General features: G+C 61.9%; 14 protein-coding genes and 1 riboswitch. Of the genes, 2 read left to right on the top strand and 12 right to left on the bottom strand.

The window, feature by feature from the left end; all coding sequences use genetic code 11:
• Nucleotides 1-111: 111 nt before the first annotated feature.
• Nucleotides 112-1,011, top strand: coding sequence for a helix-turn-helix domain-containing protein (locus tag E2F50_RS17730; protein WP_133317513.1), 900 nt, complete (start codon nucleotides 112-114; stop codon nucleotides 1,009-1,011).
• Here the strand turns inward: E2F50_RS17730 and E2F50_RS17725 are convergent.
• From E2F50_RS17725 to E2F50_RS17695, 7 genes are all read right to left on the bottom strand, one after another.
• Nucleotides 993-2,096, bottom strand: a complete 1,104-nt coding sequence (locus tag E2F50_RS17725; RefSeq protein WP_133317512.1) for an alpha-hydroxy-acid oxidizing protein — start codon at nucleotides 2,094-2,096, stop codon at nucleotides 993-995. The two genes, E2F50_RS17730 and E2F50_RS17725, sit on opposite strands and share 19 nt — an antisense overlap.
• Nucleotides 2,096-3,808, bottom strand: a complete 1,713-nt coding sequence (locus E2F50_RS17720; protein WP_245515455.1) for a thiamine pyrophosphate-requiring protein — start codon at nucleotides 3,806-3,808, stop codon at nucleotides 2,096-2,098. Before E2F50_RS17720 ends, E2F50_RS17725 begins: the two co-directional genes overlap by 1 nt.
• A gap of 22 nt (nucleotides 3,809-3,830) precedes the next feature.
• Nucleotides 3,831-5,129, bottom strand: a complete 1,299-nt coding sequence (locus E2F50_RS17715; RefSeq protein WP_133317511.1) for a TRAP transporter large permease — start codon at nucleotides 5,127-5,129, stop codon at nucleotides 3,831-3,833.
• A 4-nt stretch (nucleotides 5,130-5,133) separates the two neighbouring features.
• Complete coding sequence (locus tag E2F50_RS17710; RefSeq protein ID WP_245515454.1) at nucleotides 5,134-5,685, bottom strand: TRAP transporter small permease; 552 nt, start codon at nucleotides 5,683-5,685, stop codon at nucleotides 5,134-5,136.
• Between the two features lie 85 nt (nucleotides 5,686-5,770).
• A complete protein-coding gene (locus E2F50_RS17705; protein ID WP_133317677.1) occupies nucleotides 5,771-6,802 on the bottom strand; it encodes a TRAP transporter substrate-binding protein in 1,032 nt (343 codons plus the stop codon).
• Nucleotides 6,803-6,973: 171 nt separating this feature from the next.
• Nucleotides 6,974-7,429, bottom strand: coding sequence for a MarR family winged helix-turn-helix transcriptional regulator (locus E2F50_RS17700; RefSeq protein WP_161974221.1), 456 nt, complete (start codon nucleotides 7,427-7,429; stop codon nucleotides 6,974-6,976).
• 54 nt (nucleotides 7,430-7,483) lie between these two features.
• Nucleotides 7,484-8,932, bottom strand: coding sequence for an aldehyde dehydrogenase (locus E2F50_RS17695; RefSeq protein WP_133317509.1), 1,449 nt, complete (start codon nucleotides 8,930-8,932; stop codon nucleotides 7,484-7,486).
• Nucleotides 8,933-9,183: 251 nt separating this feature from the next.
• On the opposite strand from E2F50_RS17695, the gene E2F50_RS17690 reads away from it, so the two are divergent.
• Nucleotides 9,184-10,113: a ketopantoate reductase family protein gene (locus E2F50_RS17690; RefSeq protein WP_133317508.1), complete on the top strand. Its 930-nt coding sequence runs from the start codon at nucleotides 9,184-9,186 to the stop codon at nucleotides 10,111-10,113.
• 230 nt (nucleotides 10,114-10,343) lie between these two features.
• Here E2F50_RS17690 and E2F50_RS17685 read toward each other — a convergent pair whose 3' ends face one another.
• From E2F50_RS17685 to E2F50_RS17665, 5 genes are all read right to left on the bottom strand, one after another.
• Nucleotides 10,344-11,240 (bottom strand): DMT family transporter, encoded by an 897-nt coding sequence (locus E2F50_RS17685; RefSeq protein WP_133317507.1) that lies wholly within the window; start codon nucleotides 11,238-11,240, stop codon nucleotides 10,344-10,346.
• A gap of 362 nt (nucleotides 11,241-11,602) precedes the next feature.
• Nucleotides 11,603-12,238: a 3,4-dihydroxy-2-butanone-4-phosphate synthase gene (gene ribB, locus E2F50_RS17680; protein ID WP_133317506.1), complete on the bottom strand. Its 636-nt coding sequence runs from the start codon at nucleotides 12,236-12,238 to the stop codon at nucleotides 11,603-11,605.
• A gap of 110 nt (nucleotides 12,239-12,348) precedes the next feature.
• Nucleotides 12,349-12,494: riboswitch (FMN riboswitch) on the bottom strand.
• 180 nt (nucleotides 12,495-12,674) lie between these two features.
• On the bottom strand, nucleotides 12,675-13,457 hold the full coding sequence (locus tag E2F50_RS17675; RefSeq protein WP_133317505.1) for a glucose 1-dehydrogenase: 783 nt from the start codon (nucleotides 13,455-13,457) through the stop codon (nucleotides 12,675-12,677).
• 53 nt (nucleotides 13,458-13,510) lie between these two features.
• Nucleotides 13,511-14,248 carry a triose-phosphate isomerase gene (gene tpiA, locus E2F50_RS17670; RefSeq protein ID WP_133317504.1) on the bottom strand — a complete coding sequence of 246 codons (738 nt, stop codon included), beginning with the start codon at nucleotides 14,246-14,248 and terminating at the stop codon, nucleotides 13,511-13,513.
• Between the two features lie 4 nt (nucleotides 14,249-14,252).
• Nucleotides 14,253-15,041 carry an SDR family oxidoreductase gene (locus E2F50_RS17665; RefSeq protein WP_133317503.1) on the bottom strand — a complete coding sequence of 263 codons (789 nt, stop codon included), beginning with the start codon at nucleotides 15,039-15,041 and terminating at the stop codon, nucleotides 14,253-14,255.
• Nucleotides 15,042-15,046: the final 5 nt, after the last annotated feature.

Below are 15,046 nucleotides of genomic sequence, written 5' to 3'. Positions count from 1 at the left end.
CTCCACCGCGAACGACTGTCGACATGGGAACAATAGGCTCTCTGGCGCGGCATGAGAATAGACTTTTACAGGAGATACTTGTACTTCTGAGGGAGAGGAGATTGTCTGAAGATGCCGACACCGCCGGAACGACCAGGCCCAAGTCTGCAACTGGCCGCCCGGCTGTCTCCGCAGATGGAAGCCCGGCTGTTTCGAGGATCTCTGTCAGCGTCGGAATGGACCTTCAGAGGCCACCGCAACCGGATCTTCCTTCTTTCCTCCGGCAGCGGTCACGTGAGGCTGGGCCGGCGCGAAACCGAACTTACTGGTCCGGCAATGATCTGGTCGCCAACCGGAGAAGCCGGGTCCGTGATATTCGATGCAGGATCGGAAGGCGCCGCGCTCGCGGTACCCGATGAAACGCTCGGCTCCGCCATGCCGACGGGGGCAGTTTTCGCTCAGGTCCGGGAAGCGATCGCTCGCCCGATCCTCGGCCGTCGCCTGGCCTCCCCCGATACGCGACGCATGGTGGGGACCGTGGCCACCATCGAACAGGAGCTGAAGGCGGATCAACCGGGGGCGCAGGAAGTGATCCGCCATCACCTTGCGCTCTTGCTGCTGGCCATCTGGCGGCTGGCCGATCCCCTTGCGGATCAGGTTCAGCCTTCCCCTCGCGCCGTCGTCCGAGGCTTCGTACACCTCGTGGAACTGCACGTGCGGGATCATTGGACGATACCGCAATATGCTTCGACCCTCGGCGTCACCGCTGATCGACTGAATACGGCGGTACGGCGCGCGACGGGGCGTACGCCGGTGGAAGTGATTCATTCGCGGCTGATGACCGAGGCAGCCGTTCTCCTCGATCAGTCCGCGCTGCAGATAGCCGAGATCGCGGAGGCTCTGGGATTCAAGGATGCGGCCTATTTCAGCCGGTTCTTCAAGCGGACGGCCGGACAGTCACCGCGCGATTATCGCCAGAATGTTTCTCAGAAACGGATAGTCGGCGACGGAAACTACGCCGCCTGGCCCTGAGCATCGAGCCTCGGAAGGCCCAGGAGAGCCTGTGTCCGGTCGATCTCCGCTTGAAGGAGGCGCACCACATCGACGACGCCCTCTTCGCCTCCGACGGCAAGCCCATAGAGGGCTGCCCTGCCGATCATGACAGCCGTGGCGCCGAGCGAGACGGCTTTGACGACGTCGCTGCCGCGTCTGATGCCGCTATCCAGAACAAGCGGCGCTCCGACCCGGTTGAAATCGGGAAGGATCGAAATGGGTGCAGCTGCTGCATCGAGCTGACGTCCGCCGTGATTAGAAACAACGACCGCATCGACGCCAAGCGAGACGGCACGAGCCGCGTCGTCGGGATGCATGATCCCCTTGATCAGCAGGCGGCGCGTCCAACGGTCCCGGAGGCGCTTCAGGTCATCCCAATTGAAGCTGGCATCCATCTTTCGCGACAGAAGCGCCGCCTGGGTATTCGGATCGGCACCAGCCGTCAGCATATTGCCCATGGCCGGAGCACCGTGACGCCCCACCTGCCAGAGCCAGCGCGGATGGAGCACCATGTCCGCGAGAGTTTTGGGCCTCAACCGGAACGGCATCACGAAGCCGTTTCGCTCATCACGATCGCGCTTTCCGCTCACCGGCACGTCAACCGTCAACACAAGGTGGCCGAAACCGGCGGCAAGGGCGCGATCCACCAGCTGATCGGCAAACCCCCGATGCATGACGTAGAGCTGAAACCAGCGATCTCCATCGGCGGCGGAAGCCACCTCCTCGATGGAATTGTTCGAGGCGGTGGACAAGACGAACGGAATGCGGAGCCTAGCAGCAGCTTTTGCCAGGGCGATATCGCCATTCCGGCAGAAGAGGCCGTTCAGTCCGGTCGGCGCCAAGATCAAGGGAAGGGAAAGCCGCTGGCCAAACCACTCGACGCTCTGGTCGCGGATCGAAACATCGGTCAGCGGCCGCGGCGTCAGTTTCATCCTGTCGAAGGCGGCACGGTTCTCCGTCAGCGCCACCTCGTCCTCGGAGCCTCCGTCGAGGTAGTCGAACACGAAGCGCGGCAAACGTCGCCGCGCCTCCCGCCGATAGTCCTCGACGTTGAGCAGCACCATCAGGGAGCGATCCTGATTTCGACCAGCGCTTGCGTCCTCTGAACCGTCACATGCTCGATGGCAGCCTCGAGAACGGACAGGAGGTCATCCGCCTTCTCGACCTTCGCCGTCCAGGCGCGGCTTGCCGCAGCAACCTTGGTGAAGTCCGGCGATGGCGTAAGCGACACGAGTGGCATCGCGTTGGCTTTGGCCGCGTAGCCGTCCGGATAAACGCCGACAACCGACTGCCGGACGGCCCCCCATTCCAGATTGTTCAAGACCAGAACGAGAAGCGGTATCTCCATGGCTTCAGCGATCTGGTGGCAGGCAACGGGATTGGCGAACATGTAGGACCCGTCGCCCATGGTTGCGATGACCAGCCGGTCTGGATCGGCGAGCTTCATCCCGAGGCCCGTGGGAAAGGACCAGCCGAGGCCGCCGGAATGCGGCTCCTGATACCACGATCCGTGCTCCCCAAGCGTCAGTGGCTCCAGTGGAACACCGAGTTCCGACAGCACCGTGGCCTTCTTTCCCTCGATCGCCTTGGACAGGCAAAGGCTCACGAAGGCCTTTGTCATCAACTCCGCACTACCGGCTTCGGCCTGGCGAAGGACTTCGCTGCGGCGCTTCGTTGCCGCTTGCTGGACCTCAGCCCGCCGCTGTTCGCGTTGGTTGACGGTCGCATCCATGTAACCAGTCGTCGCTTGCGAAAGTGCCAGCACGATCTCCGAGGTATCGCTGACGAGCGCCAGGTCGGAACGGAAATTGCGGACGGGGAAACGGGAATAGAGCGGATCCTGCCCGATATGCACGACCTTGCAGTCATCTCTGAGATCGTGGATGTCCGGCGACCAAGGAGCAAGGCAATCGATCACCAGCACGAGGTCGGCGTCCTGAAGCCAGGGACCGGGGTCCATGCCGACGAACATGGGATGATCGGTGGGAACGCCAAGCTGGATGGCCCAGTATTGGCAGACGGGGATGCCCCACTGCAGGGCAAGCTCCGACAAGGCGTCGAACCCTTCTTTGCTGCCTGCTCCGCGTTGGACGATGATCAGCGGATGCTGGGCTTCGCTCAGAAGCTGTGCCGCCCGATCGATATCGGCAGGACGGGCAGCGGACGTCGCCGACGAGATGCGGCTCGGTCCGTCCAACTCGTCGGCGGGGCAGAGCTCGCAGAGCACCTCGCGCGGCAAGCTCAGATAGACTGGTCCGCGCGGCGTCGAGGTGGCGATCGCATAGGCCCGGTCGACGATTTCGACAGCCTGTTCAGGGAATTTCAGCTCGTAATCCCACTTCACCGTTTCGCGGATCATCGCGGCCTGATCGCGCATCTCCTGCCCCCAGCCGATCGGCACGGTGCGGGCGCCGAGCCGGCCCTTTTCGACGACCGGCGTGCGGCCTGAAAACAGCAGCATCGGAATGTGTTCGGTGGCGGCATTGATGGCGCCGATAGCGCAGTTGGCGAGGCCGACATTGGTATGTGCCATCACCGCCTGCGCCTTGCCGGTCGCCAGGTAGTAACCGTAGGCCATGCCCATGGCGGCGTTTTCGTGCGGGATGACGACGGCCTTCGGAAGCGGGATCTGCTTGGCGGAGGCTTCCGCCAGCCCCTCGATGATCGGCGGGAAGTCGGTTCCGGAATTGGCGAAGATGTAATCGACGCCGACGGCCTTCAGCCGCGCCAAAATAGCGCCGCCGGCAGTGATGTTTTCGCCCATGGGTTTGCTCATGTTCTAGCTCGCTTGCGAAGTTTCAGAGAAGACTCGGCAGCCAGGTGGCCAGGATCGGGAAGGCGATCAGCAGGCCGAGGCGGACGAGGTCGGTGATGATGAAGGGCGCGACGCCCCTGAATATCTTCGAGAAGGTCAGCTCCGGCACGACGCTCTTGATGACGAAGACGTTCATGCCCACCGGCGGATGGATGAGGCCGAGTTCGACCGTCATGACGATGATCACTGCGAACCAGATCGGATCGAAGCCGAGCGAGACGATCACCGGATAGACGATCGGCACGGTGAGGATGATCATCGCCATCGCGTCCATCAGGCAGCCGAGCACCAGATACATCAGGAGTATCAGCATCAGCACGCCGTAGGGGCCGAGGCCGAGTTCGCCGAAGAAGGCCGTCACCTTCTGCGGTGTGCCGGTGATGGTGAGGAAGTAGCCGAAGATCAGCGCGCCGATCAGCACCGTGAACACTGCGGCGGCCGTGCGGGTCGCCTGCAGCAGCGACATCAGGATCTTTTCGCGGTTGAGCTTGCGGCGCAGCAGGCCGATGATGAAGGCGCCGCCCGCGCCGACGCCGCCCGCTTCCGTCGGGGTAAACAGGCCGCCATAAAGGCCGCCGATGACGAAGAAGAAGAGCAGTAGCGGCGCCCAGACGTCCTTCAGCGCGCGGATGCGGTCCGCCCAGCTGCTTTTCGGCGCCGCCTTCAGCATGTCCGGGCGGACCAGCCCGATGATGACGATCGTCATCATGTACATGAGCACGGCCAGGATGCCGGGGATGATGCCGGCCATGAACAGCTTGCTGATGTCCTGCTCGGTCATGATGCCGTAGACGACAAGCACGGTGGAGGGCGGGAACATGGCACCCAGCGTACCGCCGGCGGCGATCGTGCCAGCCGCAAAGGATTGCGGATAGTTGAAGCGCCGCATTTCCGGATAGGCGACCGTTGAGAAGGTCGCTGCGGTGGCGACGGACGAGCCAGAGATCGCAGCAAACCCGGCGCAGGCGACGATGGTGGCGAGGCCGAGACCGCCCTTGAGATGGCCGATGAAGGTGTTGGCGGCGCGGAAGAGCTCGCGGCTCATGCCGGAATTCGACACGAAGGCGCCCATCAACAGGAACATCGGAATGACGCCGAACGTGTAGTCGGTGACGGTTCGCATCGATGTCTGGCCGATCAGCTTCAGCGCCGGGCTGAAGCCTGCCAGCAGGCCGAAGCCGGTGACGCCGACGAGGCCCATGGCCATGCCGACCGGCACGCGCAGCAGCATCAGCGCAAACAGCAGGACGAAGCCCGAAACGGCGACGAAATTCTGGGTCATGGGTTCACTCGACCGGTTCGGTTGGGTGTTCTTGGTTCACCCGCTGCGGATTGAAGACGAGGCGGAAGGTGCGCACGGCGATCAGGATGACCGCGGCGACGTCGCCAAGCCAGGCGATCATGAAGAACGGCCAGGTGGGAAGCTGGAGGTCGTAGGTCAGCACGTTCTGCGCCTTGGTCTGGATGACCTTGTCGAAGAGCATGATGGTCTGCACCGTCACCACCAGGAGGACCACGAGCGTGGCGAAGACGTCGATATAGCGCTTGAGTTTCGGCCCGACGCTTTCCCAGATGAGATCAACGGTGATGTGGGCGCCGCGATAACTGGTGGCGGCAATCCCCCAGAAGATCAGGATGCCGAGAAACAGCCGGCCGAAATCGTAGCCGTCCGGAATGGCGTAAGAGAAGAAGTAGCGCAGCATGACCGAGATGAAGATATCGGCGGCCACCAGGCCGACGAAGCCGGCAGCAATCCACTCGATCCCGTCGATGAAACGGTCCATGGCGTTTTTCGGAGGCTGCGGGGGCATGGCCGCAGGGCTCAATGGTTCGCCCATAATGGCGCTCCTTCAAGGGTTGGCAATTTGGCTCGCAGGGAATGCCGGCCGGCGCGGAGCGCGCCAGCCGGCCGAGAGGGTCTTGTCAGAATGCGGCCTTGTTGTCGGCAAGGCTCTTCTTCAGGTCGCCAAGCACGGTTGCCGGGTCGTAGCCCTTGCCCGTCACTTGCTTTTCCCAGTTGACTTGGAGCGGGGAGACCGCCTTGCGCCATTCGTCGATCTGCGCCGGGGTCAGTTCGACCACTTCATGGCCTGGCGCCGCCTTCATCTTGTCGCGGCCGGCATGCTCGAAATCCGTCCACGGAGCCGATAGCTTGATGGCCCATTCGGTATTGCAGTGGTCGTCGAGCACCTTCTTCTGGGCAGCGGAAGCGCCGTCATAGACGTCCTTGTTCATCGACCAGGTATAGGCGGTCGTGTAGAGCGGCACGTCGAGCGTATATTTCGTCACCTTATCGATGCCGAACAGGAAGATCGAATTCCACGGGAAGGTGATCGCATCGGCAATGCCGCGCTCCAGCGCGTCGCGCGATTCCGGCGCCGACGCCTGGACGTTGGTACCCCCGAGCGTCGTCACCATCTCGCCAATCGTCTGCTGCGCCGGGCGAACCTTGAGGCCCTTCACGTCGCTGGGAAGGGTGATCTTCTTGCGAGAATGAAGCGAGCCGGGATCATGCACGAAGGCGAGGCAGAAATGCGTGTCGGCCATCTCCTTCGGCGCATATTTCCGGTACCAGCCGTCGACTGCGGCAGTGCCACCCTTGGCATCGGCGACCGTGAACGGCAGCTGCGCGGCATTGATCACGGGAAACCGGCCCGGCTGATAGCCCGGGCTGACATAGCCGACATCGGCAATCCCGTCGCGGACCATGTCGTAATGGTCGAAGGCCTTGCCGAGCTGTTCGGACGGAAACACCGTCGCGGTGATTGTGCCGCCGGATTCCTTTGTGATGCTATCGGCCCAGGCCTGCGCCGATTTGACCAGCGGATGGACCGGCGGCACCCAAAGCGAGATCTTCAGGTTGATCGGCTTGTCCTGCGCCTGCGCCTGCGCCGGTAGGCTGCCGAGGCCCAGCAGCGTTGCCGCCGCGATACCGGCTGCAGCTGCGCGTTTCATTCTCTTATGTATTGGCATTGTCTCTCCTCCACCATATGCGGCGATCAGGTCAGCCGCGTGCCTTTCCGGCCTCCCTCCTCGGAAGCCGGATCCTGCGGGGTGCTCCCGCCGATCTCGAATGTCTTCAAGTCTCCTTCGCCGGGACGCCTAAGCCCCCGGCAAGTCGATGTTTTACTCGCCGCCGAGCGCTCCGACGATCCTGCCGAGCACCGCGATCAGCACAGCCTTGTCCTTGCCGACGATCTCGTCCAGGTGCCGGTCGTGCTGGTCGGCGATCTCGTGAAGCCGTTCCTGCATGCGGCGGCCGTCATCGGTCAGGCGGACGCTGTAGCTGCGCTGGTCTTCCGGCTTGCGTTCCCGCTCGATCAGCCCCTGATCCGCCAGCCCTTTCAAGGTCGGCGTCAGCGTCGACCGGTCCCGGCCGCAGACGCGACTGAGTTCTGAGGGCGTCAGTCCGTCGTATTCGGACAGGATGGTCAGGATCGAGTACCAGCCGGGCTTGAGGTCGGCCTTGTCCGCAGCCGCGCTGAAGGCCTGGAAAGACGCCTCCTGGGCGATCCGGAGATGATAGCCCAGGACATCGCGGAAAGCGCTGGGAATCAGCGCCTCGCTATCGTCATTGGCCACGGTTTCCGGTTTCCTTTTGGCGGAAGACTTCACATGCGCTCCTTGGTCATTCGCTTAGAAGGGATAATGCTGGTGCGGATCCTCGATGGTAATCCAACGCAGGTCGGTAAATTCGTCGATCGCCGCGCGGCCGCCGAAACGGCCGTAGCCGGAACCCTTGACGCCGCCGAACGGCATCTGCGCCTCGTCATGCACGGTCGGTCCGTTGATGTGGCAGATGCCGCTTTCGATGCGCTTGGCAACCGCCATCGCCCGCTGGATGTCGCGGCTGAAGACGGCGGCCGACAGGCCGTATTCGGTGTCGTTGGCGACGCGGATCGCCTCCTCGTCGCCCTGCACGCGGATGACGCTCTTGGCCGGGCCGAAAGATTCTTCCGAATAGATGCGCATTTGCGGCGTCACCTTGTCGACGAGGGTTGCTTCCATGATGGTACCTTCGCGCTTGCCGCCGGCCACCAGCGACGCGCCCTTGGCGAGGGCGTCCTCGACCATTTCCGACACGCGTTCGGCAGCATCGAGGCTAACGAGCGAGCCGAGCACGACATGGCCGCGCGGATCGCCGGAAGGGAGGGCGTTGGCCTTGGCCGCCAGCTTCGCCACGAAGGCATCGGCGATCTTCTCGTCGACGATGATCCGCTCCGTCGACATGCAGATCTGGCCCTGGTTCATGTAGGCGCCGAAAGCGGCTGCATTCACTGCCGCATCGATATCAGCATCGTCGAGAATCAAAAGTGGCGCCTTGCCCCCGAGTTCCAGCAGCACCGGCTTCAGCTGTTCGGCCGCAAGCTTTGCGATGATCTTGCCGACCCGTGTCGAGCCGGTGAAGTTGATGCGCTTGACGGCGGGATGCGCAACCAGCGCCTCGACCACCTGGGCAGCGTCGGCCGGGGCATTGGTGACGACGTTGACGACGCCCTTCGGCAGGCCTGCCTCGCGCATCACCTGGCCGATCAGCAGATGGGTGGCCGGGCACATTTCCGAGGCCTTGAGGACCACCGTATTGCCACAGGCAAGCGGCATGGCGATGGCGCGGGTGCCGAGAATGACCGGTGCATTCCACGGCGCAATGCCAACGCAGACGCCGGCCGGCTGGCGGATGCCCATGGCAAGGCTGCCCGGCTTGTCGGAAGGAATGATCTCGCCGGAAATCTGGGTGGTCATCGATGCGGCTTCGCGCAGAATATTGGCCGCCAGCATGGTGTTGAAACCGCCCCAGGGGCCGGTCGAACCGGTCTCGGCTGTCATCAGCCTTGCAAAGTCGCCGGCCTTGCTGTCCATCACGTCGGCGGCCTTCAGCAGCAGCTTGCGGCGGTCGCCGGGACCCATGGCCGACCAGGCCGGGAAGGCGGCAGCCGCAGCGTCGCAGGCGGCGCGGGCATCGTCCGGTCCGCCGGCCGGGGCGCTGGTCGCCACATTGCCGGTCACCGGATCGAACCGCTCGAACAGGTTGCCGGACGCGGCGGCGCGATCATCGTTGTCGATCAACAATTGAATGCTGTCCAAGAAATCCTCCTGAGCGCGACATCTAACCTTCTCGGCCGGGCGCAACCTGGCCGCTGAAAGCGCATCGTGTTCCTCTGACGACAAGCTTCACACTGCTCGCCTTTCCTCTTGGCCACGAAGGCTACGCAAAACCGAAACATTTGGCAATATAATTTGGTAGCAAAACTTTTTTATGTCAAACTATCTTGGCTGGACCCATCACTTGCAGGAGAATCCGAAGTCGTACGGTGGGCACCAATGGTTGGAGAAGCATGAGAATTGCAATTATCGGCGCTGGTGCCATGGGGACCTTATTTGCTGGCAGGCTGGCGGACAGTGGACAGGAGATTTTGCTGGTGGAAGTCTCGCTGGCGCAGATTGATGCGATCGGCAAGCATGGCCTGCGCATCTCTGACGAGGCCGGGGAGACACGACACATCCTGCCTATCGGCACAGCCGATCGATATGTGGGGGTCGTGGATGGGCTTGTGGTGTTCACCAAGGGAATGCATACGCGAGCGGCTGTGGAGGCTTGCCGTCACCTGATTGGTACCGAGACCTGGGCCCTTACTGTCCAGAACGGGCTCGGCAATGTCGAGGCTATCGAAGCGTCTATCGGAAGGGACCGCATCATCATGGGAATGACAAACTGGCCCGCAAGTCTTGTTGAGCCAGGCCATGTCCAGGTGCCGGGAACCGGAGAGATCAGGATCTGGAGCGCCGCCGGCATGCATTCGCAGCGTCTGGATACGATCAGCGAGATGCTGAGCCAAGCGGGCCTTAGATGCGTGCTGGACCCCCGGGTCGAGATTTCGATTTGGGAGAAGCTGGCTTTCAATGCGGCAATGAATTCATTGGCGGCTGTGACGAATTTAACGGTAGGCCAAATGGCCGATCGCCCGGAAGCGCGCGCTTTGGTGTTCGCTATTCTGGAAGAAGCTTTGCTCGTCGCAAAGGCTCGGGGTATCGATGTAGATGCGGAAAGGACGCGGCGCTCGGTGGAGTTTGCATTCACGCATCACAGGCCGCATAAGCCTTCCATGCTACAGGACAGGCTGGCCGGCCGCGCCATGGAAATCGACACAATCACCGGCGCTGTAGCTGCGCAAGCATCATATTGCGGTGTGGCGGCTCCGGTAACAGCAACCTTCGCTAGACTTCTGACATTGCTCGATGGCGACACTCGGCACTCGTCGCCCTGAGCAAGGACCAGCATCGGATCATGCGCGGTTAAATCGCCCAAGCGGTTGAGGCTGCTTAGGCGAGCCCTGAGACCTATATTATCATCGTGCTACGGCACCGGCTGGTTGATTGCACCACGTGATGTGTAAGGCACAACAACGAATGTATCGTCGAGGCCAATCTGGTGCCGAACTCGACGAAGCGTCTCCCCTCCGCGATGCAAGCCGCCGACCTCGTCGCCTGATCCTGCTCATCCTCTCCGGGCGACCATGATCCCGGTAAGCACCACCAGCCCGCCGATCGCCTGCATCGGGCCAATCGGCTCGCTCAAGATTATCCAGGCAAGGATCGCCGCCACGACAGGCTGCAACAGCAGCGTCAGCGACGAAAAGGCGGCAGGCAGATAGGCGAGCGCATAGGTGATCGCCATCTGGCCGCCGGCATGGCTGATGAAGGCGAGGCCGAAAACCATCGCCCAGCCATAGGCTGTCGCCGGTAGCAGGTGATCCTCCAGGAAGTATCCGAACGGGAATAGGCAGACTGCAGCCGATGCAGTGCTCCACAGCATGATGCGAATGGTGTGGAAACGGCTGCGCAGCCTGCCGATCGCAAGGATATAAAGTGCGTAGGAGATAGCTGCGAGCACTGCGCCGCCATCGCCCCGCAAATCGCCATGGGTCAGGGCTCCAGGCCCACCCTTGAGGATGACGACGCCGCCAACTGCAAGCCCGAGACCGATCACGAAGGTCCGATTAACGGAGGCCCCCAGAAAAATGACGCCGATGGCGGTGACGAAGACCGGCGCCAGATTGGCGAGCAGGGTCGCGTTAGCGACGGACGTGATGGTGATCGACAGGTGCCAGGTAATCAGATCCGTGGCAAGGATGACGCCTGGCAAAATCAGTAGACCGTAGTCCGACCAAGTGGCGGGCCTAGGGCCGGCGTCGTTTCGCTTGATAACGGAAAAGATGAAGATCGGGATCAATGCCAGCGCCACGCGCCAGAAGCCGGTTGCCATTGGTCCAACTTCTGACAGGCGGACGAAGATCGGCGACCCGCCGATCGCCGCGCCACCCAGAATAAGAGCCGCAAGCGCCAGCCGGTTGGAGGGCGACGACTGGGCGACGGTGGAGCCGGCTTGCGACATGGTTTCTTCTTCCTATTTTGCTGATCTCAAGCATGGAGCTGAATCCGTGTAGGCCCGACCAATAGATGCGACCACGCGACGGGTCCAGGCTGATCATGCCGCCGTCGAGCAGCGCGTAGAGCAGGCGGTTGACCGTAATCTTTCAACAGATTGAGGGTCACGGTTAAGCGCAAAATGCCGCTATCCCACCTCGTGCATCGGTGGAGCGGCCTCGAGGCTCGATACCCTGACGCTTCCGGAAACCAACGGCCTGAGCGTTTGACGCCATATTGGATCGGAGGCAGCATGTAGATGACCTCCGAAGTACATGTCATTCTAGCTGGCAATGCGCTGCCTGACCGCGACGCAGTGCATGAAATGAATTAGGCAGCAAACGCCTTCGAGGCTCCTGCGGCATTTTTGATGTATACGATCAGGTCAGCAATCGTTACCAGCGGCATCTTGTGTTGGCTCGCAAACTTTGCAAGGTCAGGCAACCTTGCCATGCTGCCATCTTCCTTGGCGACTTCGCAGATGACGCCTGAAGCTGTGAGGCCAGCGAGCCGGCAAAGATCGACCGCAGCTTCCGTATGTCCTGATCGCGAGAGCACGCCGTTGGGATGCGCACGCAGAGGAAAGATGTGTCCCGGTCTGGCAAAGTCATCTGCGTGTGCCGAAGGATCAACGAGTGCCCTTACAGTCGCGGCCCGGTCGCTTGAGGAAATGCCTGTCGTCGTGCCTGGAATGTAATCGACAGAAACGGTGAAAGCGGTCTTGTGGGATTCGGTGTTGCGCGGCACCATCAACGGAATGTCGAGCTGGTCGAGCCGATCGCCCTCCATCGCCACGCAAATCAGACCGCGTGCATGGTTCATCATGAATGCTATGGTTTCGGGTGTCGCGGTTTCGGACGCTGCGATGATATCGCCTTCGTTTTCTCGGTCTTCGTCATCGACTACGACGATCATCTGCCCGCGGGCCAACGCGTCGAGAGCAGCTTCGATTGTTGCAATTGTCATTTCAACGCCTTTCAAGGGTTACCCGCGTTAGCGGCAAACTGCGGCCTTTCGAGCCGCCATTTATCCCTTGGGCGAACAAGCCGGACGCGCCCCCTGGCGGAGACGTTCTGACCTGCCCTCTTCCATCCGGACTGTGACCGTCGGCTCCGGCTTCCCACCGGATCTGCTGACCTTCCGCTTTGACGGAAGCGCTCGCGGGCTCCGGGACAATCCCGATACCGCCGGTGGGGAGTTTCACCCCGCCCTGAGAACAATACGGAGTTAATGAAACTGGCCGTTTAAACGCAAGCGTTTAATTTCAAACAAGCTGTTCACTTCCGACGACTTACAAGGATTTTCCCATTTGGTCAGCGTGATGACGCCGAACGCGCAAGAGCCGCAGCACCTTGTCCCGCCGCCGAATGGCGCCCGGCAGGCGAACTAGCATCCCTGATCGTCAGGACATGATCAGCCCGCCGTCGACATTGATTGTCTGGCCCGTGATATAGGCGGCGTCCTCGCTGGCAAGGAAAGTGACGAGGCCTGCGACGTCCTCGCCCGAGCCGGCCCGTTTCATCGGAATGCCTTCAACCCATTCCTTCATCAGCTCCCCGGGTGCGTAAGTGCCGAGAAGCTTCCCCCAGGCCTGGTCGTTATAGGCCCACATGTCCGTTTCGATGATGCCGGGGCAGAAGGCGTTGACCGTGATGCCATCTGTGGCGACTTCCTTGGCTAGGCTCTGAGTGATGCCGACGACGCCCATCTTGGATGCGGCATAATGAGGCGTGTAGATGAAGCCGTCGCGCGCCTGACCGGAGGCGGTATTGATGATGCGGCCGCCGCGGCCATGCTTGCGGATCCGTGCAATCGCTTCCTGGGCGCAGAGGAACACGCCCTTGGTGTTCACCGCCATGACCTTGTCCCATTCGTCCTCGGTCATGTCCTCGATACGTGAAATGGTAATGACACCGGCATTCTGGATCGATACATCGACCGCCCCGAATGCCTCCTCGGCGGCGTCGTAAAGCGCCTTGACGCTGACCTTGTCGGTGACGTCGCCGACGAAGGAGATTGCTTTGCCTGCGTCCACCTTGATCTGCTCGGCCACCGAATGGACGAGGTCCTCGTTGGCGGAAACGACGAGGTTCGCCCCTTCCCGCGCGAAGCGCTTGGCAATTGCCGCGCCGATGCCGCGACTGGCCCCGGTGATCACGACTGTCTTGTTTTCAAAGCGTCTCATGGGAGAATTTCCTTTCGATTTCGGTGTATGGCAGCGACGGCGCCGCAAGAGCGTCAGGCCGCTGCCGAGATAATTTCGGCGAAATCGGAAGCCTTCAGCGAGGCTCCCCCCACCAGGGCACCATTGACATCGGGTACGTCGAAGATGGACGAGGCGTTAGAAGATTTCACTGATCCACCGTAGAGGATCCTCACCAGCCTCCCCTCCTGGCCAAGCTCCTGTTCAAGGATCTGCCTGAGAGACCGGTGGACTTCGTCGATTTGATCGATGGTGGGCACGAGACCGGTGCCGATTGCCCAGACCGGCTCATAGGCTATGGCGGTATTTGCACTTGCTGCTGCGATCGGAAGAGAGCCGCGGAGCTGCCGGCGGACCACGTCGAGCGCTATCCCCTCGTCGCGTTCGGCGCGGGTCTCGCCGACGCAGATGATGCTCGCCAGCCCGGCCTCCTGAGCAGCGGTCGCCTTGCGTGCGACGATCATGTTGGTTTCGTGGTAGACCGCACGCCGTTCGGAGTGCCCGAGGATCACGAAACGTGCCCCTGCCTCACAAAGCATTGCAGCGGAAATGTCGCTCGTGAAAGCGCCGGAGGTCTTCGTGTGGCAATCCTGGGCGCCGATGGCGATATGCGATCCGCGAGCCTGTTGCGCGGCCTTTTCGATCAGCGTGAAGGGCGGGCAGACGACAATATCGCATGCCGCACCGCCCGTCAGTCCCTTCAGTGTCTCGATCTCTTCCAGGGACGAGGCCAGGCCGTTCATTTTCCAGTTGCCTGCGATCAGCTTGCGCATCGGATCACCAGCAGCAGAAGCCGCCATCGACCAGAAGGTCGACACCGGTCACGAAGCTCGCCGCCCCGGAAAGCAGGAATACTGCTGGTCCCACCATCTCGTCGACGGTCGCCATGCGCTGCATCGGCGTCTGCTCTTCGAAGAGCTTAGTCTGGTGGATCATTTCCGGGCGAGTGTTCATCGGGGTTGCCGTATATCCCGGCGAGATCGTGTTGACGCGGACGCCCCGATCGACCCACTCCATCGCCATCGACTTCGACATGTGGATCACGCCAGCCTTGGACGCATTGTAATGGGCCTGGCTAAGACCGCGATTGACGATCACGCCGGACATCGACGCAATGTTGACGATTGCCCCGCGGCCGTGTTTCAGCATGGCGCGGGCTTCGGCCTGGCAGGAGAGGAAGACGCCTTTCAGGTTGATGTCCATCAGCGTCTGGTACTGGTCCTCCTCCATGTCTTCCGCCGGGCTCGCATTGGCGATGCCGGCGGCATTGACCGCAAGCGAAAGAGCACCCAGTTCGGCTTCGGTCCGCGCAACAGCCTCGGCAAGAGAGCTCTTGCTGGTCACGTCGGCGGCGATTTCGATCGATCGCCGGCCGGCCGATTGCACGCATCTGGCAGTATTTGCAAGGCCATCGTCAGTGCGCCTGTCGAGAAGCGCGACATCGGCGCCGCACTGGGCAAGGCCAATCGCGATGCGCTGGCCGATGCCGCTGCCTGCGCCCGTGACGATGGCAACCTGGCCGCTGAGGTCGAATAGCTTGGGAGCGTTCAAGTCGATATCGGACACCGCTC

This window comes from Rhizobium deserti (assembly GCF_004358025.1).
GTDB lineage: Bacteria > Pseudomonadota > Alphaproteobacteria > Rhizobiales > Rhizobiaceae > Neorhizobium > Neorhizobium deserti.
This window is presented reverse-complemented; position numbering and strand designations above follow the sequence as displayed.

Bases quoted from the DNA above. Each gene is read 5' to 3' on its own strand.
- E2F50_RS17715 (WP_133317511.1), bottom strand. From the start codon at position 5,129: ATGACCCAGAATTTCGTCGCCGTTTCGGGCTTCGTCCTGCTGTTTGCG.
- tpiA (WP_133317504.1), bottom strand. From the start codon at position 14,248: ATGCGCAAGCTGATCGCAGGCAACTGGAAAATGAACGGCCTGGCCTCG.
- E2F50_RS17725 (WP_133317512.1), bottom strand. From the start codon at position 2,096: ATGGTGCTGCTCAACGTCGAGGACTATCGGCGGGAGGCGCGGCGACGT.
- ribB (WP_133317506.1), bottom strand. From the start codon at position 12,238: ATGACAATTGCAACAATCGAAGCTGCTCTCGACGCGTTGGCCCGCGGG.
- E2F50_RS17690 (WP_133317508.1), top strand. From the start codon at position 9,184: ATGAGAATTGCAATTATCGGCGCTGGTGCCATGGGGACCTTATTTGCT.
- E2F50_RS17675 (WP_133317505.1), bottom strand. From the start codon at position 13,457: ATGAGACGCTTTGAAAACAAGACAGTCGTGATCACCGGGGCCAGTCGC.
- E2F50_RS17720 (WP_245515455.1), bottom strand. From the start codon at position 3,808: ATGAGCAAACCCATGGGCGAAAACATCACTGCCGGCGGCGCTATTTTG.
- E2F50_RS17685 (WP_133317507.1), bottom strand. From the start codon at position 11,240: ATGTCGCAAGCCGGCTCCACCGTCGCCCAGTCGTCGCCCTCCAACCGG.
- E2F50_RS17705 (WP_133317677.1), bottom strand. From the start codon at position 6,802: ATGAAACGCGCAGCTGCAGCCGGTATCGCGGCGGCAACGCTGCTGGGC.
- E2F50_RS17710 (WP_245515454.1), bottom strand. From the start codon at position 5,685: ATGGGCGAACCATTGAGCCCTGCGGCCATGCCCCCGCAGCCTCCGAAA.
- E2F50_RS17730 (WP_133317513.1), top strand. From the start codon at position 112: ATGCCGACACCGCCGGAACGACCAGGCCCAAGTCTGCAACTGGCCGCC.